The organism is Arthrobacter sp. W4I7, assembly GCF_030816215.1.
GTDB classification, from domain to species: Bacteria; Actinomycetota; Actinomycetes; order Actinomycetales; family Micrococcaceae; genus Arthrobacter; species Arthrobacter siccitolerans_A.
The window spans coordinates 448140-465221 of sequence record NZ_JAUSXU010000001.1 but is presented as its reverse complement, the minus strand read 5'-3'; the positions used below and the strand labels follow the sequence as shown (position 1 = coordinate 465221).

The following is a 17082-nucleotide window of genomic DNA, read 5'->3' as shown; positions in this document are numbered from 1 at the left end:
ATGGCAGACCCTCCTTACGGGTTGGCCATTCGTCGTAACGTGTCCCTATGGATAACCGAGCCGAGGTACGGCAGTTCCTCTCCACCCGCCGTGCACGCATCACCCCCGAGCAGGCTGGTATCGAACCATACGGCGGGCGGCGCCGCGTGCCCGGGCTCCGGCGCGAAGAAGTGGCACGCCTCGCCGGCGTCAGCGTTGACTATTACACGCGGCTGGAACGCGGCAACCTCACGGGTGTCTCGGACAGCGTCCTCGACGCGATCGCCCGGGCCCTGGAACTGGGACCGGGCCGAACACGACCACCTCTACGACCTGGCACGCTCATCCAACACGTCCGGCCGCAAGCGTGCCGCGAGCGCCGTGCCGGCCCGCGTGCGCCCGGAACTCCAGTACCTCCTTGACACCATCACGGCAGCGCCGGCCTTCATCGGAAACAACCGCATGGACATCGTGGCCGCCAATACCCTGGGCTACGCGCTGTATTCGGACATGTACCGCGGCCCGTCCCGGCCGGCGAACCACTCACGCTTCATTTTCCTCGACCCCCGGGCCCACAACTTCTATGTGGACTGGGAGCGGGCAGCAGCCACCAACGTGGCCATCCTCCGCCGTGAGGCCGGGCGAAACCCGCACGACAAGGGCATCGCGGAGCTGGTGGGTGAACTGTCCATGCGCAGCGACGATTTCCGCACGCGCTGGGCAGCCCACAATGTCCGCCGGCACTACGCCGGGACAAAGTTCTTCCAGCACCCTGTGGTGGGACTGCTCGAACTGAATTACCAGGTCCTCGGGCTGGAAGAGGACCCGGGGCATTCACTCACGGTCTACCCCGCTACCCCGGGAACGTCCTCTGACGAAGCCCTCAAGCTCCTCGCCTCGTGGGCCGCAACCGAGAAAATCACAGAACTGGCGCAGGCCCACGCGGGCAGGGCGTAGAAGCCGCCGAGCGGGCACAACGCAACGATGGCGCCCCGGAATGGGCGCCATCGTTGTGCCTTATCCAAAGCCGCCTCTACACTGCCGCGTTGCCGCGCTCTCCAGTGCGCACGCGGACTACGTTGGATATCTCCTGCGTCCAGATCTTTCCGTCACCCAGGCTTCCGGTTCGTGCGGCCGCTACGATCGTCGCAATGACGCCGTCGGCATCTTCGTCGGTCACTATGAGTTCAATTCGGACTTTGGGCCGGAAATCGATGCGGAATTCATTGCCCCGGTAGACCTCGGAATGCCCTTTTTGCGCACCGTAGCCTTTGACCTCAGTCACCGTCAGTCCAGGGTGCTCGATGTCGTCCAACGCCCGCTTCACTTGTTCGAGCCTGTAGGGCTGGATAACGGCCGTGATGAGTTTCATGATGCTCCTCGTTTGGTGTGTCGTGAAGGTGTGGCCCTGGGTTATTCGGCCGCGGCGTAGGCCGACTCCGCATGGAGTGTTACATCAAGTCCCCGGTGTTCCGCCTCTTCGGCCACCCGGATGTTCATCGTTTTGTTCATGGTCCATGCGATGGCGTAAGTGGCAACGAAGGTGTAGGCACAGGTCGCCACAATGGCGGTCAATTCCCGCCAGAGGATGCTCCAGTCTCCTCCGAACAGCACCCCGGTCACCCCGGCTGGAGCAGATGATGCTCCAATGAGAACGACGCAGAGCGTGCCGACTATTCCGCCGATTCCATGGACAGCAAACGCGTCAAGCGTGTCGTCAACGCCCCACTTCTTTTTCCAAGTAATGGCCCAGCACACTGTTGCGCCCGAGGCGATCCCGACAAAGAGGGCCCCGAGGGGGCTCACCGCGTCCGCCGAGGGAGTGATGCCGACCAGCCCGGCGATCGCCCCCGTGACGAGGCCGAGCGTAGTGGGCCGTCCGTCCCGGAGCCTTTCGACGAGGAGGTAACCGACGATGCCGGCGCACCCTGAGAGGAACGTCGTCATGATCACGTACTGGGACAGAAAGTTCGCCCCTGCGGCGGAACCTCCGTTAAAGCCGAACCACCCGAACCAGAGGATGCCTGCTCCAAGGATGACGAACGGAAGATTGTGCGGTTTGGGTTGCGGTGCTTTGTGCTTCCCAAGGACAAGGGCCAGGGCCAGGGCTGCAACGCCCGCGGTCATGTGGACTGCGGTGCCTCCGGCGAAGTCATGGAGTTGAACCACGTTGCGGAGCCACCCTCCCACATAGCCCGTTTCTTCGTCCGTGTAGGTAAAGACCCAGTGGGCGATCGGGAAGTAGACCAAGGTCAGCCAGATTGCGCTGAAGACGATCCACGCTCCGAACTTCATGCGGCCCGCCGCCCCACTGGCGACGATTGCGATAGTGATCGCGGCGAACAGGATGAAAAAGGCAGCCCAGTAAATCGGCTGCGGTCCTCCGGTCCCGTCGTCAACTTCAAATCCGCTCATTCCGAAAAATTCGAGTGGATTACCGATAAGGCCGAGACCGCCAATTGAGTTTCCGGACACCATTCCGTATCCGTAAAGCACGTAGAGGACGGCTGTGACAGCGAGGGTGCTCAGCACCATCATGAACATATTGAGGACGTTGTTCGTCCCGAGAAGACCTCCATAGTAGAAGGCAAGGCCCGGGAACATCAGCGCAACGAGTGCGAAAGCGGCGAGGAGCCACGCGAGATCTGCCTGGGGCATGGAAATCTCCAATCAGGGTGTGGGTGCTGAATGCAGGGGTGTTGGAAGCTGCGTTTAGGGGTGAAGCAGCCAGGCGGCTGCTTCATGGCGGTAGTCGGCAATGCCTTTATAGGTTGCGATGTCCTCGGGGGTTGCGGACAAGATCCGGGCCAGTTGTTCGCGCCATGCGGGTATGGTCCTGATTTCCGCCAGGGAAGCCATGAACGTTCGGATGCTGAACGTCACTGCCCCTGACATTGGGAGGCGGATGAAGTGCTCCAGTTCGATGCGCAAGTGCAGGTTGCCGAAGTCTTTGTTCGCCAAGAGCCTTGGTATGTCCTGGCCCCACTCGGGCAGCTCTTCCAAGCTGATGTCGAGCTTTCGTGAGCCGGAGGCGGAGAGCGTCCAGTTTGCCCTTCGGTAGACTTTGTCCGGGGGCATGCGCATCAGGAACTGTTCCGCCCGCGAAGTGACGCCATCCCTGGTGAGCCCCGGTACTGGTGCGTGGATTTCGCGGAAGCTCATGCCGGCGTCGAAAGTTACCGACCAGGCGGCGGCGAACGTCACCAGACCCGCGTCGAAATACATCTGGCCGCCGCGCTCCTTTACCAGCAGGAGGTCGTCCGGAATCTCCCTGCCGAGGAAGGACATGGGGTCACAGGGCAGGGAATTCTCGTCTCCAACTGCAAATACCTGGTCCGTGAGCAGGACATCGTTCTTCCAGTGGACGCGGTCCCCATCCTCCTCGAGATGCATGATGTCGGGGTACGTGAGGGAAAGGTCCCGCAGGTAGTACATCAGCAGATCCCAGCAAGCGGGCATCATTCCGGGCAGGATCTGGACGCGCGAGGGATCCGCGTCCAGAATCCGCCGGCGTTCGTTCATGATGTGGACATAGTCCTCGCCACCCAAATCGACGATGCGGGTTCCCCACTCCCCTGCGGCTGTTTTCCTGGTAATGCGGGCCGGTTCAACATTGACTGAATACTGGAACTCCTGCTGGTCCTCTGCAAAAGGCCAGGGAAGATTGGCCGTGTAGCTAACGTCCGTGGTGTTTGTGCTCAAAGGTCTACCTCTATTTCCTCTCCCCGCGAGACGCAGCAGAGCATTTCTGTTTGGGCATTTTTCTCTTCGTCATTCAGGACGAGGTCGCGGTGGTGCACTCTCCCGGATCTGACTGGAATCCTGCACTCTCCGCAGACGCCTTGCCTGCACAGATTCGGGATGGCATGGCCTGCTTCGAGGAGCCTTTCGAGCAGGCTGATTCCCGGCGGGACCGTCACAAGCTCTCCCGTGGAGCTGACTTTCACTGTGAACTCGTTGCCGGGCTCCCGCTGGGGCGCCTCGAATCTTTCCAGATGGAGCCGTTCCTCGGGCCATCCTGCTTCCAGGCCCAGGGTGCGGTAGGCGTCCAGCATCGCCAGGGGGCCGCAGGCGTAAGCGTGGGTTCCGAAGGGTTGCAGCGGGAATCGCCGGCGCATCAGTTCGATGCCGGCCAACCGGCCGTGAGCCTCGTGGAGGTCGATGGCGCCGTCATAGGCCAGCTCCCTCAGGTCGTCCAGATGGGCTGCGAAGCCGGGACGATAGATGTAGATGACTTCTGCGGGTCTGTCCCACCGTGCAGCTGCCAACGCATGGGACAACACGGGGGTAATGCCGATGCCTGCCGCTACCAGCAGCAGCTTCTTGGCCGAGGGATCGGGTGAAAACATCGACCGCGGTCCTTCGATCTGCACGGTGCTCCCAGTGCGCAAATTCTCATGCAGCCAGTGCGAACCTCCTCCGGTACCTTGCCGCAGGACAGAGATTCGGTAGCTGCGGGGATTTATCCCGTCGCCGACCAGGGAGTAGGCGTTGCGCCTGTCTCCTGCATGAACGACCAAGTGGCTTCCCGGTTCGAAGCTGGTCAATGTGCGGCCGTCAGGATGGGCGAGAACAATGTGTATCACATCGGGGGTCAGCCGCTCGGCGGAGATCACGGCGAGTTCGCGGAGGTGGGTCTCGAAGGCGGAGTGGAGGTGTCCCGGCGCTGGAAGGTCCTGTTGTGCAGTGGCGCTCATGCCAGGGTCCTGGCATGAGCGTCCGACCCAAGATAGCTGCCCCGCGCTGCAGACATATGGGGGTGAACCTCCAGTGTTCTGGCGCATGCCGGGCACTCCACGAGATCACCTGCAGAGGCCGTCACCCGACTTGTCGCGCGGCAGTGTGCACAGTAGAGGGGCAAATCGCCGTTATCGCTGACCTGGCCCCTGACTTCCCCTTCCAGCGCCCCTTTACCGCGCAGCAAGGCGAAGGTCTGCAGGACATCGAATCGGGTCCCGACGACAGTGACGCGGAGCCCGGTGAGAGCCGAAGAGAGGGCCCGGGACAGGTGCCTCGCGGTATCGGCATTGAAATCGGGAAAGGTGAGCCATTGCACGGGCCCGAACGCGGCTGCCTCAGAAAGCCACGTCCTGGCTATGGCGGCATTTTCCCCCTCCCCATAAGAAACGATAAGGAAGGAAGTCCCGGTCTCATCGATGCTGACCGCAGTGCCTGGGTGTTGTGGAACATGGATTGTCTGTTCGGCGGTGACGGTCATCTCTTGCGCCCTTCAGATGTTGTTTTTTGGCAGGTTGGAGGGGCCCTGTTGAAAGCGCAGGGCGGACGCGTAGGGCTGTTGGTGCCGCGGCGGGATTCAGGCTCCGAGAAGCCAGGTGGAGGCGGCTCCGCGGTAGCGGTTAATCCCCTTGTACTCGGCCATGTCAGAGGGCAGTTCCTGGAGGACCTTTCCCAGACGCTCCCGCCAGGCTGGAACGGTGGCTATCTCGCGCAGTGACGCCAGGTATGTGCGAACAAGGAACAGAAGTGCTCCCGAGTTTGGCAGTCTGATCAGGTGCTGCACTTCCACGCGGAGGTGCAGCCGGTCAGGGAGCGCAGGGTCCGTGACCACAAGGCTGCGGTCCTGTGCCCAGTTGGGGTAGGTTTCGGTGGAGGTGTCCAGGCGGCGGTCAACTGTCATTGTCCAGTTCGTGCGCCGGTACTGTTCCCAGGGCTGCAGCCTGAGCAGGAACTGGTGGGCGCGGGTGATGATTTTCTCCTCATGTACCCGCGGGACGGGTCCGTGGACCTCAAGGAACCGCATACCGACGTCGAACCCCATGGACCAGTCAGCCGCGAAAGTGACGAATCCTGCATCCAGCCAGAGGGCGCCTTCGCGCTGGTCCAGGAGCACGATGTCATCCTGGATCTGGCTGCCAATAAAGTTCAGGGGCCCATTGGGAAGGGACTCGTCGTCGCCGAAGACGAACTCGATGTCCATGCCCTGCAGCTTGTTCCGCCATGTGCAGTTCCTTCCTTCCTGCTGGAAGTGCATGCTTTCGGGGTAGGTCGCCGCCATGTGCGGCAGGAGGACCGCTATCGCATCCCACGCGGCGGGGCGCATGTGATCCATCAGTTGCAACCTTGAGGAATCGGCCTCCAGCACCAACTCCCGTTCCCGGAGCTCATTCAAGTACTCCCTGTCGATGTCGATGATGCTTCCGCCCCATCCCCCGGCTTCAGTGGCCACATGTTGGAGGGCGGGTTCGACATTGGTGCTGTAGCGGTAGGTATCGTCCCGGAAGGGAAACGGAAAGCCGCTGAGCCGGGCGGAAACGGCGTCAGGTTCGAGTTGAGCAGGGATATTGCCGTAGTCCAAGGCAGGGGCATCTGCTGTGGTGGTGATACTCATAGGTCCAGTTCCAATTCATCATCTTGAGCCCGCGACACACAACACATCGCGGTATCGTTGGCTGCTTTTTCCTCGTCCGTCAGGTAAAGATCGCGGTGCTCCACGATGCCCTTGAGTACCGGGATGGCGCATTCTCCGCAGACGCCCTTCCGGCACATGTTAGGAACCGCGATGCCCGCGGCATCCAGGGTTTCCAGCAATGATTGGCCAGGGGGCACTGCGAGGGACTTTCCGCTCCGCACCAGCCTTGCGGTGAAGGGTTTTCCCGGGTCCTGTTCTGCGGAGCCGAACGGCTCGAAATGCAGCCGGTCCGCGGGCCAGCCCTGCTCCCCGGCACGAGAGAGGACGGCCTCCATAAATCCTGCCGGTCCACAAACGTACAAATGCGTGCCGATGGGCTGGTTCAAAAGGGCATCATCGATAGTTGCCAACGTTCTGGGCCGGTCCGTGCACTCCCACAAGCTCGAACCGGCAAGGGCACGGACATCATTGAGGTGTGAACCTGCACCTGGCCGGTATGAGTAGATGACTGAAAAGGACCTGTTCCACTCCTTCGCCGCCAGCACATGCGAGAGCACAGGCGTGATTCCTATCCCTGCGGCGATCAATAAATGATGCCGGGCTGTAGCCGCCGGGGCGAACGCGCTTCGGGGGCGGGATACCGTTACTGTGTCGCCCGCCCTGAGTGCGTGCATGGCCGCTGAGCCGCCGGCTCCATCCGCACGCCGGAGAACCGAGATGGTGTAAGCGGAAGGATTCAGCCCACTTCCAGTCAATGAATAGGCGTTCGTTCCCGTGGCCAGTTCGACGGCGATATGACTCCCTGGAACAAAGCCCGGCAGTGTTGCCCCGTCTGGGTCGGCAAAGGCAAAACTCTTGATCAGAGGCGTCTCTTCCGCCACAGAAGTGACCTCGAGGGTGAACTGCTTGTAGTTCCGTGGCCGAACGGCGACGGCGGTGGCTGTCATGAAACCTCCTCAGCGTTTGCCATGAATCCGAGATAGCTTGAGGTTCGACGTGAAAAGTGGTGGTAAACGACCAGTTGGCGAGCACATCCGCCGCAGCGGACCGTTGCCCCAATGCCGTTCCCTGTAGAAGTGGTTTCCTTGCAGTGGGCGCAATAGACGTGAAGATTCCCCACAACGCTCTCCAGGAGCGTGATTTCAGCGTCTATTGCGCCGTTGTCGATCGCCCGTGCCCGGGCTGTATAGATATCGGCCTGAGGACCGGAGAAGACGAAGTGCACACCCACTCTTGAGCTGCGCAAAAGATTCTCCAACTGCGTCATGGTCTCTCCATCGGCGCCGTTCGCCCGCATGTGGCGGCGAGGCGTTTCCGGGTTTGACTCCTCAAGCCAGACCTCGGCGATTTGCGCTCCGGCGGGGGTGAAGGACACAGCCACTATCTCCCGCGCCGTGGCCGGCGGGGGGATAATCCCCGCCGGCCCCGGCACGCTGGTATACCCCGAGGCCATGGCTTACGGGGCGAAGGAGCGGTGGCCGGTGTAAAAACCCAGCGCGTAATCGGCGGTTTCGAACTTGACAGTCGTGCCCTTGGGGAAGAACAGCACATCGCGTTCCTTGGCGCGGGTGACGTCCCCGGTCGACTGGTCGGTCAGGATGAACTCACCCTGGATGACTACCTTCATTTCGTCGTAGGTGTACGTATATATAAGAGGCTCTGAAGCCTTCAGTTCGAAGAAACCTGAACTGATCGCAGAGCCTCCCGGATTCGACAAGGAGTCCCCAATAAAAGCCTCGCAGTTCGGTTCATCCATGCTGGGAAGGTTCTTATACCCGTCCTCAACCTTATGAATAGCGCCGGCCTTGCTCAGGCTGCCAGTTAGAGTTTCCATTTTTCTCCTCGCGATCGGTTACTACTGTGAAATTGAGATTACTAGCAGTAAATCGCGATAGGTTTCTGGCCTGTTACGGATCGGTTAACCCTTGCCCCCGAACCACCGAAACTGGCAACTGTGCACGCAACTTCAGCCCACAGGGTGAATTGAAGGAACCGGCCATCCGAGGACCAGGAGGATCACATGCAGGGGTCGACGGCGGGACCTCCCGCCGTCGACCGTTTTGCGTCTCGTCCGCCGCTGCCCCAGCCGTCCAGTCACATTAACCTCCGTTGCGGATCATGGCGCAGGATTGCCCGGTTTGTCCTTCCGATGGCGCCATATGTAGCGCCGTTTCCTCACATTGAGTGTCTTTTGCAAGGTGCTGGCCAAGGCCTCGATAACCGTGCTTAGGTGTTTCCACGGCCTCAACCGGCTACACCAAACAGCAGTAGAACCAAGCAGAAACGAACAGGAGGACCCGATGCCGGAACCCATCATCCGCAGCCAAGGCACCCGCCCCTTCCGTTCCTTCTGTTGCGCCACGCACCGAATGTGCGCCATGCGCAGCGCCTTGCAGGGGCAGCTCCCCCGCTGCTGACTGCAGGCGGCTGACAGCGCGCAGCTCCCCCGGTTTCCCCAGTCCACTCCGGGCCCTCTTCGAGGGCCAGCTCGGCCGTGCCTTCCTTCCGCCTTCGCATGCCACTTTTCCCACGCCAATCCTCCGAAAGGCCACCCATGACCTTCGCAGCATCCTCCCCGCCGCCGTCCGCCATCAGTCCCACAACTTTCACCCGCCGCCGCGCCTTGGGCGCCTTCCTGGCACTGCCCGCACTCGGGCTCCTGACCGCCTGCGGCGGGTCTGCCACAGCTGGCAACCCGGCCGTTGACCAGGCGTCGCTGGCGCCCCTGGCCACGTCAGTTCCCGCCGGAACCACCATCAAAGTGGGCGACCCCACGGTGAAGGTGGCCTTGGAACTCTCTGGACTCAACAAGGAACTCGACGGCTTCAAGGTGGAGTTCGCAAACATTTCCGGCGGACCGCAGACCACCGAGGCCTTCCGTGCCAACGCCCTTGATGTTGGTTCGGTGGCGGACATCCCGCCCATCCACGCCACCTGGACCGGGCTCGATGTCCGCATCATTGCCAGCGCCTACCGCCAGGACGCCGTGAACCACCCGATCTACGAGCTGGGCATCGCCCCCGGAGCCGGCATTTCCTCCCTGCAGGAGCTGCGCGGAAAGAAGATTGCCTACAGCCCGGGCCAGGCGCAGGGCGCACTGGTGCTGCGGATCCTCGAAAAGGCAGGCCTTGCCCAGGACGACGTCAAACTCGTTGAACTGCCCAGCACTGGTGACACCTACTCCACCGCGCTGGCCAGCAAGCAGGTGGATGCGGCGCCGCTGGGCGGGGTACAGATCAAGCGTTACCTCGCCAAGTACAAGGCCGACGGCGGCACCACCCTCCGGCACGGCCTGCGGGATGATCCCGGGCACCTCTACTCGCCCGCCAAAGTCCTCGCCGACCCCGCCAAGGCCGCCGCGCTGGCCGCCTACGTGAAGGTGTGGGGCAAGGCCCAGCGCTGGATCGAGGACCACCCCGGGGAGTGGCTTGAGGGCTACTACGTCAAGGACCAGGGCCTGTCCCGCGAAGACGGCCAGTACCTGATCGACACCGCCGGCAAGCGGGATCTCCCCACGTCCTGGGCCGAGGGTATCCAACGCCACCAGCAGACCATCGACCTGCTCGCCCGTGAACAGAAGAAGCCGCAGCTTAAGGCCGGGGACCTCTACGACACGCGCTTCGAGGCCATCGCCGGCACTGCCTTTGCCGAAGCAGCGAAGGATGGTGCAGCATGAGCGCCGCCCCCGTACTGGAACGTCCCGCCGTCGAACCCCACCAGGACCCGGCCCTGGCTGGGCGCGAAGATGTGCGCCCCACCGGCCGCCGGCTTGGCCCGGGACGCCGGCGGCGGCTGGCGTGGCTGCTGGGCCCCTCGGCCCTGCTGACACTCTGGACCATCAGCTCGGCCACCGGCCTGCTGGATCCGAGGATCCTCTCTGAACCCTGGACCGTGGTGGCCACCGCCGGCGAACTCATTGCTGATGGCAGACTGCAGGAAAACCTCGCCATCTCGGCCCAGCGCGCCGGCCTGGGGCTCTTCTTCGGCATCGTCGTCGGCGCCCTGTTGGCCCTGCTGTCCGGGCTGAGCCGGGTGGGTGAGGCACTCATCGACGGGCCCGTGCAGATCAAGCGTGCCATCCCCGGCCTCGCCCTGATCCCGCTCCTCATCCTGTGGTTCGGCATCGACGAGACCATGAAGGTCCTCACCATCACCCTCGGCGTTTTCGTTCCCATCTACCTGCAGACCCATGCCGGCCTGCGCGGCATCGACCTGCGCTACGTGGAACTCGCCCAGACCGTGGGCCTGAGCCGCGCCGCCTTCATCCGCAAGGTGGTCCTCCCCGGCGCCCTGCCCGGCTTCTTCCTGGGCCTGCGCTTCGCCGTCACCGGAGCCTGGGTGTCCCTGGTGGTGGTGGAACAGATAAACGCCACCAGCGGCATCGGCTACATGATGGAGCTCGCCCGCACCTATGGCCAAACCAACATCATCGTCCTCGGACTGGCCGTCTACGGCATTCTCGGCCTGATTTCCGACGGCGCCGTCCGCTTCTTCGAACGAAAGGCCCTCTCATGGCAGCGCACCCTGGCGGGCTGACCGCCGTCGCCCCTTCCGGCACCGCAGCACCCGCCGTCGCAAACCCTGTCGGTAAGCCCTCCTCCGGCGCCAGCGGCGCGGTGTCCGTGCGCGACCTGATCCGCAGCTTCGGCCCCAAAGGCGTCCTGAACGGCGTGGACCTGGACATCGCACCGGGCGAATTCGTCGCCCTCCTCGGCCCCAGCGGCTGCGGCAAGAGCACCCTGCTGCGGGCACTGGCCGGGCTGGACCACGACGTGCGCGGAAGCGGCATCATCAACGTCCCCGAGCGGGTGTCGGTGGTCTTCCAGGATTCCCGGCTCCTGCCGTGGGACACAGTGCTGGGCAACGTCACCCTGGGTTTGCGGGAGCACGACGCCGAGACGCGGGCACGCAAGGCCCTCGCCGAAGTGGGACTCGCCGGCCGCGAGAAGTCCTGGCCGCACGAACTGTCCGGCGGCGAACAGCAGCGCGTGGCGCTGGCCCGGTCGCTGGTCCGCGAACCTCAACTGCTGCTGGCCGATGAACCGTTCGGCGCCCTCGATGCCCTGACCCGGATCAAGATGCACGGGCTGCTGCGCGATCTGGTGGCCGCCCACCGGCCCGCCGTCCTGCTGGTCACCCACGACGTGGACGAGGCCATCGCCCTCGCCGACCGGATTGTGGTGCTGGACAGCGGCCGTGTGGCCGCCGTCCACCCTGTTGCGCCGGACATTGGCACGGCAGCAGACGCCGCCGGGCACGAAGCACTGCGCCGCGGACTCCTGGCTGACCTCGGCGTCGTCGGCGCCTCCCACTAAGTTCCCCACCCAAAGGACAAATCCATGACTTCCGAACACCCTTCCGAGCAGCGCAGACTCCACCTCAACGCGTTCCTGATGAGCACCGGTCACCATGAGGCGTCGTGGCGGCTGCCGGAAAGCGACCCGCAGTCCAGCACGGACATTGAGCACTACAAGCACCTGGCCCGCACGGCCGAACGGGGCAAGCTGGACTCGATTTTCTTCGCCGATTCTCCCGTCCTCTTCGGCGAGGTGGGCCGCCGGCCGGCGGGCAAGCTTGAGCCCACCGTGCTGCTGACCGCCATCGCCGGCGCCACAGAGCACATCGGACTGATCGCCACGGCGTCCACCACGTACAACGAGCCGTTCAACCTGGCCCGCCGCTTCGCGTCCGTTGACTGGGTCAGCGGCGGCCGCGCAGGGTGGAACGTGGTGACCACCGCCGGGCCGGACGCCGCCCGAAACTTCGGTGTGGATGACCAGCCCGCCCACGCCGTCCGGTACGAGCGTGCCGCCGAGTTCATCGAGGTGGCGCAGAAGCTGTGGGACAGCTGGCAGGACGACGCCGTGCTGGCGGACAAGGCCGAAGGCGTGTGGGGCGATTCCGAAAAGATCCGAGTCATCGGCCACGAGGGCAAGCACTTCAAGGTCCGCGGCCCCCTTAACGTCCCCCGCTCCCCGCAGGGGCACCCGCTGATCGTCCAGGCCGGCTCGTCGGAGGACGGCAAGGACCTCGCCGCACGGTACGCGGACGCCGTCTTCACCGCCCACCAGACCCTCGCCGATGCGCAGGAGTTCTACCGCGATTTGAAGGCCCGCACCGCAGCTGCCGGCCGGGACCCGCAGACCATCAAGATCCTGCCCGGCATCGTGCCCGTCATTGGCGCCACCGAGGAGGAAGCCCTGGAGCTGGGGCGGGAACTGGACCGGCTGATCAAGCCCGAGTACGCCCGGATCCAGCTGGCCAAAACGCTGCGCGTGGCCCCGGAGGACCTGCCCCTGGACCGCCAGTTGCCTGAGGAACTGCCCAGCGAGGACGAGATCGAGGGTGCCAAGAGCCGCTATACCCTGATCGTCCAGCTCGCCCGGCGCGAACAGCTCACGGTCCGCCAGCTGATCGGCCGCCTGGGCGGCGGCCGCGGGCACCGCACCTTCACCGGAACGCCGGTCCAGGTGGCGGACGCCATCCAGGAATGGTTCGACGGCGGCGCGGCGGACGGTTTCAACATCATGCCGCCGGTGCTGCCCTCAGGGCTGGAAACGTTTGTGGACCAGGTAGTTCCGATCCTCCAGGAGCGCGGCCTGTTCCGCACCGAGTACACGGGCACCACGCTGCGGGAGCACTACGGCCTGGAACGCCCGGCCAACCGCTTCGCGGGCGACACCGCCCCGCAGCCGGCGTCGATCGGTTCGGCGTTCTGATGGGCAGGCAGCTCAAGCTCAACCTGTTTATCTACCCGGGCGGACACCACGAGGCCGCGTGGAGGCACCCGAAGTCCCACACTGACCGGCTGCTGGACATCCGCTTCTACCAGGAGCTGGCCCAGCGGGCGGAGGACGCGAAACTGGATGCCGTGTTCTACGCAGACGGTCCCGCGCTGGAGAACAACGTGCAGTACGCCACCAGGTTCCGGATCGAGCCGTTCACCTGGCTGTCCGCGATTGCCGTCGCCACGGAACGGATCGGCCTGATCGGCACCGCCAGCACCACCTACCTGGAGCCGTACAACGCCGCCCGGCTGTTCGCATCGCTGGACCACCTCAGCAACGGCCGCGCAGGCTGGAACATCGTGACCACCGGAGCGGAGCGGGCAGCCCGGAACTTCGGACTGGATGAGCACCCGCCGCATGCCGAGCGCTACTCCCGCGCGGACGAATTTGTCCGTGTGGCGGGCAAGCTGTGGGACAGCTGGGAGGACGATGCCGTGGTGGCCGACGCCGACAGCGGGGTTTTTGCGGACACGTCACGGATCCATCCGATCGAGCATGAGGGCGAGTACTTCCGTGTGGAAGGCGCGCTGAACACGCCGCGGTCCCCGCAGGGACGGCCAGTGTTTGTGCAGGCCGGGTCCTCGGCCGACGGCAAGGCCTTCGCCGCCAGGCACGCCGAGGCCGTATTCACGGCCCACCAGACCCTGGAGAGCGCGCAGGGTTTCTACGCCGACATCAAGGCGCGGGCCGCGGCGAACGGCCGGGACCCCGGACAGCTCCTGGTCCTGCCGGGCATCAGCCCCTATCTCGGCTCCACGGAGGCGGAGGCGCGGGCGCTCAAACAGGAGTTCGACGAGCTGATCCAGCCGGAGTACGGGCTGGGGATCCTGCGCAAGCTGCTGGGGGTTGACCTGGATGGCGTGAAACTGGACGAGTCCTTCCCGCCGGAACTTCTGGCCGCGGCGGGGCGGGCGGGCAGTCGCAGCCAGCTGCTTTTGGGCGTCATCCGCCGGGAGAACCCCACCGTCCGCCAGCTGCTGCACCGGTTCGCCGGGGCCCGCGGGCATTACGTTTTCGCCGGAACCCCGGTCCAGGTGGCCGACGAAATCCAGCGCTGGTTCGAAGACGGCGCAGCGGACGGATTCAACATCATGCCGCCCTGGCTGCCCGGCGGCTTCGAGGCCTTCGCCGATGAGGTGGTGCCCATCCTGCAGTCCCGCGGCCTCTTCCGCACTGAGTACACGGGCCGGACCCTGCGCGAGCACTTCGGCCTTGACCGTCCTGAAAGCCAGTACAGCGCGGACAGCAACCAACCCGCAAGCCAGTACAACAACCAACTCCTGGGAGTCTCCGCATGACCGAATACCGCAACCTTGGGTCCACCGGCCTCAAGGTCAGCCCGCTGACGCTGGGCACCATGATGTTCGGGGCCATCGGCAACCCGGACCACGAGGATTCCATCCGCATCATCCACCGTGCCCTGGACTCCGGCATCAACCTGGTGGACACCGCGGACGTCTACTCCAAAGGCGAGTCCGAAGTCATCGTGGGCAAGGCGCTCAAAGGCCGCCGGGATGAAGTGGTGCTGGCCACTAAGGTCCACGGCCGCCTCGGTGAGGAAGTGAACCAGGCGGGGAACTCACGCCGGTGGATCGTCCGCGAGGTGGAGGACAGCCTGCGCCGGCTGCAGACCGACTGGATCGACCTCTACCAGGTGCACCGGCCGGAACCGGACACGGACATCGACGAAACCCTCGGGGCGCTCACGGACCTGGTGCGGCAGGGCAAGATCCGGTACATCGGCACGTCCACGTTCGAGCCGGGGCAGATCGTGGAGGCCCAGTACGTGGCGCGGGAACGCCACCGCGAGCGGCCGGTCACTGAACAGCCGCCGTACTCCATCCTGGCCCGCGGCATTGAACGCGAAGTGCTGCCTCTGGCCCGGAAGCACCGGCTCGGCGTGCTGCCGTGGAGCCCCTTGGCAGGCGGCTGGCTATCCGGCAGGATCAGGCCCGACGGCGCCCACAGCACCTCCAGCAGGGCCGCGCGGCAGCCGGAACGGCACGACCCGTCGTCGTCCGAAAATGCCCGCAAGACCCAGGCGGTACTGGAGCTGACCGAACTCGCCGACCAGGCGGGCCTGTCCCTGATCCACCTGGCGCTCGGCTTTGTACTGGAGCACCCGGCTGTCACGTCCGCGATCATCGGGCCGCGGACGGTGGAGCACCTTGAAGGGGCGCTCGGCGCGGACAAGGTGAGCCTGTCCAAGGACGTGCTGGACCGGATCGACGAGATCGTCCCGCCCGGCACTACCCTGAACCAGGCCGACGCCGGCTACCGGCCGCCGTCGTTGACCGACCCGTTGCTGCGGCGCCGGAGCCGCTGAGGACCGGTGTTGCCGGGCGGCCGGACGACGGCGGGGAGCTCCCGCCGTCGTCCGGCCTGCTCACTGAAACGGCCCACAGCCCGGCGGGCCTCGGCCTCCAGGACGGGATCATCAGCGGTGGCGCGGGCGTAGGCCCCCACCGCGGTGAGCGCTTCCATCAGCTTCGCGGCGGCCGCCGCGGATCCAGCGTCCGGCTGCAGCAGGACCGCCTCCCGGTCCGCGGCCATCGTGGCCGCCAGGTCCTGCACGACGACGCGCTGCCGCAGGTCCCGGATGCGCTCCACCTCCACGAGCCTCTCGCGAAGCGGCCACAACCCGATGAAGCGGGTAAGCCATGCCCTGTGCCGTTTCTTGTGCAGACGCCCCTGCCAGTGCGGGTAATAGGTGAGTACCAACGTAACCGGGATCAGGAACAGCAGCACCCACACCACCCAGTCGGCGTCGCCAGGGTCAGGGCCTGCCCACGCATGCTCCAGCTCCCAATACAGCCCGCCGATGGCCAAGCACGCCAGGATCCAGCTGACACCCAGGATGTCACGGCGCCGCCTTTGGCCCTTCGTGGCGTACTGGACGGGGGCCGGTTCGGTGGCGGTCCGCACCTCAGCGGCGGTGAGGCCGGTGTTCAGGGCAGTGGAGGTCCCGGCATCGGGCAGTCCCGAGCGGTCCGGTACTTCCACAAAAACCGGCGGAAGCTCCGCCTGCTGTGCAGGCAGGTTGGATTGCTCGCCCATTATTCCCCCATCAACATCGCCCGGACTGGCCCCTCGAGTATAAGGTTCTGCGGGTTATTCCGATCAGGCCGGGTGCACCCGGGTGGTGAGGTAGAGGCGGTGGGCGGTGATGACCAGCGAGAGCCAGGCGGCTCCCAGCGCCCAGGCTCCCAGGACGTCCGTGAGCCAGTGGTGCCCGAGGTACACCCGGCTCAGCCCCATGGTGGCGGCGAAGATTGCTGCGGCCACCGCCGTGAGTGCGCGGGCGCGGGCAGATTTGAGGCGCAGGATGATCAGGTATGCCACGATCCCCGCGATCACCACGGAATTCAGGGAGTGGCCGCTGGGGAATGAAGCGGAGTATTCGTAGGGCGGCACTGCGTCGGCCAGGTCCGGCCGGGTCCTGCCCACCAGTTCCTTGCCGGCGATGGTCATCAACAGCGACCCGAGCCCGGCCACGAGCATCAGGATGACGGGAGTCCAGGACCGCCGCCGCCAGGCGAGAAAGGCCATAACGGCCAGGGCCAGTACGGGCATTCCGACTGTTCCGCCCACGTCCGTATAAGCGGTGAGCAGGAGATCCAGGGTTGGGGACCGGAGTGTTTTGGCACCGTCCAGGACGGGGTGGTCCAGCCCTGCCACGCCGTCGGCTTCCACCACGGACTCATACACCTGGGCGAAAACCGCCGCCAGCGAAACGGCCAGCACCGCGCCAACAATCAGGGTGAGGACCAGCGCGGTGTGGGAGCCCAGCAGGCTGCTGACTCGTTTAACTACTGACGCCAGGAACCGGCCCGGCTTGGTATCCCACCTGGTAAGGTCCTGCCCGCCGACGAAGCGGTCCTGCTGGACTTCACCGGTGACGCCGGTCTCGGCCGGGTTCTTGCCTGTAACCATTTCCTGGGTCCT

Annotated in this window: 17 protein-coding genes and 1 pseudogene; 7 read left to right on the top strand and 11 right to left on the bottom strand. The window is 64.7% G+C overall.

Annotated elements, in window-relative coordinates:
• Positions 1 to 47: 47 nt before the first annotated feature.
• A pseudogene (locus QF047_RS02120) lies at positions 48 to 936 on the top strand (helix-turn-helix transcriptional regulator).
• Positions 937 to 1012: 76 nt separating this feature from the next.
• On the opposite strand, the gene QF047_RS02115 reads toward QF047_RS02120, so the two are convergent.
• From QF047_RS02115 to QF047_RS02075, 9 genes are all read right to left on the bottom strand, one after another.
• Entirely contained in the window at positions 1013 to 1351 is a 339-nt protein-coding gene (locus QF047_RS02115; protein ID WP_307273407.1) for a P-II family nitrogen regulator, read from the bottom strand.
• Between the two features lie 41 nt (positions 1352 to 1392).
• Positions 1393 to 2637: an ammonium transporter gene (locus tag QF047_RS02110; RefSeq protein WP_307273404.1), complete on the bottom strand. Its 1245-nt coding sequence runs from the start codon at positions 2635 to 2637 to the stop codon at positions 1393 to 1395.
• 54 nt (positions 2638 to 2691) lie between these two features.
• The gene (locus QF047_RS02105; protein ID WP_307273402.1) at positions 2692 to 3681 is read right to left on the bottom strand and encodes a DUF3445 domain-containing protein; all 990 of its coding nucleotides are present in this window, start codon (positions 3679 to 3681) and stop codon (positions 2692 to 2694) included.
• A complete protein-coding gene (locus QF047_RS02100) occupies positions 3678 to 4676 on the bottom strand; it encodes a PDR/VanB family oxidoreductase (RefSeq protein ID WP_307273401.1) in 999 nt (332 codons plus the stop codon). Before QF047_RS02100 ends, QF047_RS02105 begins: the two co-directional genes overlap by 4 nt.
• The gene (locus QF047_RS02095; RefSeq protein WP_307273397.1) at positions 4673 to 5197 is read right to left on the bottom strand and encodes a dimethylamine monooxygenase subunit DmmA family protein; all 525 of its coding nucleotides are present in this window, start codon (positions 5195 to 5197) and stop codon (positions 4673 to 4675) included. Before QF047_RS02095 ends, QF047_RS02100 begins: the two co-directional genes overlap by 4 nt.
• A 96-nt stretch (positions 5198 to 5293) precedes the next feature.
• Positions 5294 to 6328, bottom strand: coding sequence for a DUF3445 domain-containing protein (locus QF047_RS02090; RefSeq protein WP_307273394.1), 1035 nt, complete (start codon positions 6326 to 6328; stop codon positions 5294 to 5296).
• Positions 6325 to 7296 carry a PDR/VanB family oxidoreductase gene (locus QF047_RS02085; protein ID WP_307273391.1) on the bottom strand — a complete coding sequence of 324 codons (972 nt, stop codon included), beginning with the start codon at positions 7294 to 7296 and terminating at the stop codon, positions 6325 to 6327. Before QF047_RS02085 ends, QF047_RS02090 begins: the two co-directional genes overlap by 4 nt.
• Positions 7293 to 7724 (bottom strand): dimethylamine monooxygenase subunit DmmA family protein, encoded by a 432-nt coding sequence (locus QF047_RS02080; protein WP_307273389.1) that lies wholly within the window; start codon positions 7722 to 7724, stop codon positions 7293 to 7295. The genes QF047_RS02085 and QF047_RS02080 overlap by 4 nt, the downstream gene beginning before the upstream one ends.
• A gap of 81 nt (positions 7725 to 7805) precedes the next feature.
• Positions 7806 to 8183: a cupin domain-containing protein gene (locus QF047_RS02075; protein ID WP_307273387.1), complete on the bottom strand. Its 378-nt coding sequence runs from the start codon at positions 8181 to 8183 to the stop codon at positions 7806 to 7808.
• A gap of 720 nt (positions 8184 to 8903) precedes the next feature.
• Between QF047_RS02075 and QF047_RS02070 the strand changes: the two genes are divergently transcribed.
• The 6 genes from QF047_RS02070 to QF047_RS02045 are packed head-to-tail and all read left to right on the top strand — an operon-like array spanning position 8904 to position 15463.
• Positions 8904 to 10025 (top strand): ABC transporter substrate-binding protein, encoded by a 1122-nt coding sequence (locus QF047_RS02070; RefSeq protein WP_307273385.1) that lies wholly within the window; start codon positions 8904 to 8906, stop codon positions 10023 to 10025.
• Complete coding sequence (locus QF047_RS02065; RefSeq protein WP_306635855.1) at positions 10022 to 10885, top strand: ABC transporter permease; 864 nt, start codon at positions 10022 to 10024, stop codon at positions 10883 to 10885. The genes QF047_RS02070 and QF047_RS02065 overlap by 4 nt, the downstream gene beginning before the upstream one ends.
• Positions 10861 to 11664 (top strand): ABC transporter ATP-binding protein, encoded by an 804-nt coding sequence (locus tag QF047_RS02060; RefSeq protein WP_307273377.1) that lies wholly within the window; start codon positions 10861 to 10863, stop codon positions 11662 to 11664. Before QF047_RS02065 ends, QF047_RS02060 begins: the two co-directional genes overlap by 25 nt.
• 24 nt (positions 11665 to 11688) lie before the next feature.
• On the top strand, positions 11689 to 13068 hold the full coding sequence (locus QF047_RS02055) for an LLM class flavin-dependent oxidoreductase (RefSeq protein ID WP_307273373.1): 1380 nt from the start codon (positions 11689 to 11691) through the stop codon (positions 13066 to 13068).
• Complete coding sequence (locus tag QF047_RS02050; protein WP_307273370.1) at positions 13068 to 14435, top strand: LLM class flavin-dependent oxidoreductase; 1368 nt, start codon at positions 13068 to 13070, stop codon at positions 14433 to 14435. The genes QF047_RS02055 and QF047_RS02050 overlap by 1 nt, the downstream gene beginning before the upstream one ends.
• Positions 14432 to 15463, top strand: coding sequence for an aldo/keto reductase (locus QF047_RS02045; RefSeq protein WP_307273368.1), 1032 nt, complete (start codon positions 14432 to 14434; stop codon positions 15461 to 15463). Before QF047_RS02050 ends, QF047_RS02045 begins: the two co-directional genes overlap by 4 nt.
• On the opposite strand, the gene QF047_RS02040 is transcribed toward QF047_RS02045, so the two are convergent.
• On the bottom strand, positions 15412 to 16194 hold the full coding sequence (locus tag QF047_RS02040; RefSeq protein ID WP_307273366.1) for a hypothetical protein: 783 nt from the start codon (positions 16192 to 16194) through the stop codon (positions 15412 to 15414). The genes QF047_RS02045 and QF047_RS02040 overlap by 52 nt on opposite strands.
• A gap of 63 nt (positions 16195 to 16257) precedes the next feature.
• Positions 16258 to 17070 (bottom strand): phosphatase PAP2 family protein, encoded by an 813-nt coding sequence (locus QF047_RS02035; protein WP_306635866.1) that lies wholly within the window; start codon positions 17068 to 17070, stop codon positions 16258 to 16260.
• Between the last annotated feature and the right edge of the window lie 12 nt (positions 17071 to 17082).

Bases quoted from the DNA above. Each gene is read 5' to 3' on its own strand.
- QF047_RS02115 (WP_307273407.1), bottom strand. From the start codon at position 1,351: ATGAAACTCATCACGGCCGTTATCCAGCCCTACAGGCTCGAACAAGTG.
- QF047_RS02110 (WP_307273404.1), bottom strand. From the start codon at position 2,637: ATGCCCCAGGCAGATCTCGCGTGGCTCCTCGCCGCTTTCGCACTCGTT.
- QF047_RS02100 (WP_307273401.1), bottom strand. From the start codon at position 4,676: ATGAGCGCCACTGCACAACAGGACCTTCCAGCGCCGGGACACCTCCAC.
- QF047_RS02095 (WP_307273397.1), bottom strand. From the start codon at position 5,197: ATGACCGTCACCGCCGAACAGACAATCCATGTTCCACAACACCCAGGC.
- QF047_RS02090 (WP_307273394.1), bottom strand. From the start codon at position 6,328: ATGAGTATCACCACCACAGCAGATGCCCCTGCCTTGGACTACGGCAAT.
- QF047_RS02085 (WP_307273391.1), bottom strand. From the start codon at position 7,296: ATGACAGCCACCGCCGTCGCCGTTCGGCCACGGAACTACAAGCAGTTC.
- QF047_RS02075 (WP_307273387.1), bottom strand. From the start codon at position 8,183: ATGGAAACTCTAACTGGCAGCCTGAGCAAGGCCGGCGCTATTCATAAG.
- QF047_RS02070 (WP_307273385.1), top strand. From the start codon at position 8,904: ATGACCTTCGCAGCATCCTCCCCGCCGCCGTCCGCCATCAGTCCCACA.
- QF047_RS02065 (WP_306635855.1), top strand. From the start codon at position 10,022: ATGAGCGCCGCCCCCGTACTGGAACGTCCCGCCGTCGAACCCCACCAG.
- QF047_RS02060 (WP_307273377.1), top strand. From the start codon at position 10,861: ATGGCAGCGCACCCTGGCGGGCTGACCGCCGTCGCCCCTTCCGGCACC.
- QF047_RS02055 (WP_307273373.1), top strand. From the start codon at position 11,689: ATGACTTCCGAACACCCTTCCGAGCAGCGCAGACTCCACCTCAACGCG.
- QF047_RS02050 (WP_307273370.1), top strand. From the start codon at position 13,068: ATGGGCAGGCAGCTCAAGCTCAACCTGTTTATCTACCCGGGCGGACAC.
- QF047_RS02045 (WP_307273368.1), top strand. From the start codon at position 14,432: ATGACCGAATACCGCAACCTTGGGTCCACCGGCCTCAAGGTCAGCCCG.
- QF047_RS02040 (WP_307273366.1), bottom strand. From the start codon at position 16,194: ATGGGCGAGCAATCCAACCTGCCTGCACAGCAGGCGGAGCTTCCGCCG.
- QF047_RS02035 (WP_306635866.1), bottom strand. From the start codon at position 17,070: ATGGTTACAGGCAAGAACCCGGCCGAGACCGGCGTCACCGGTGAAGTC.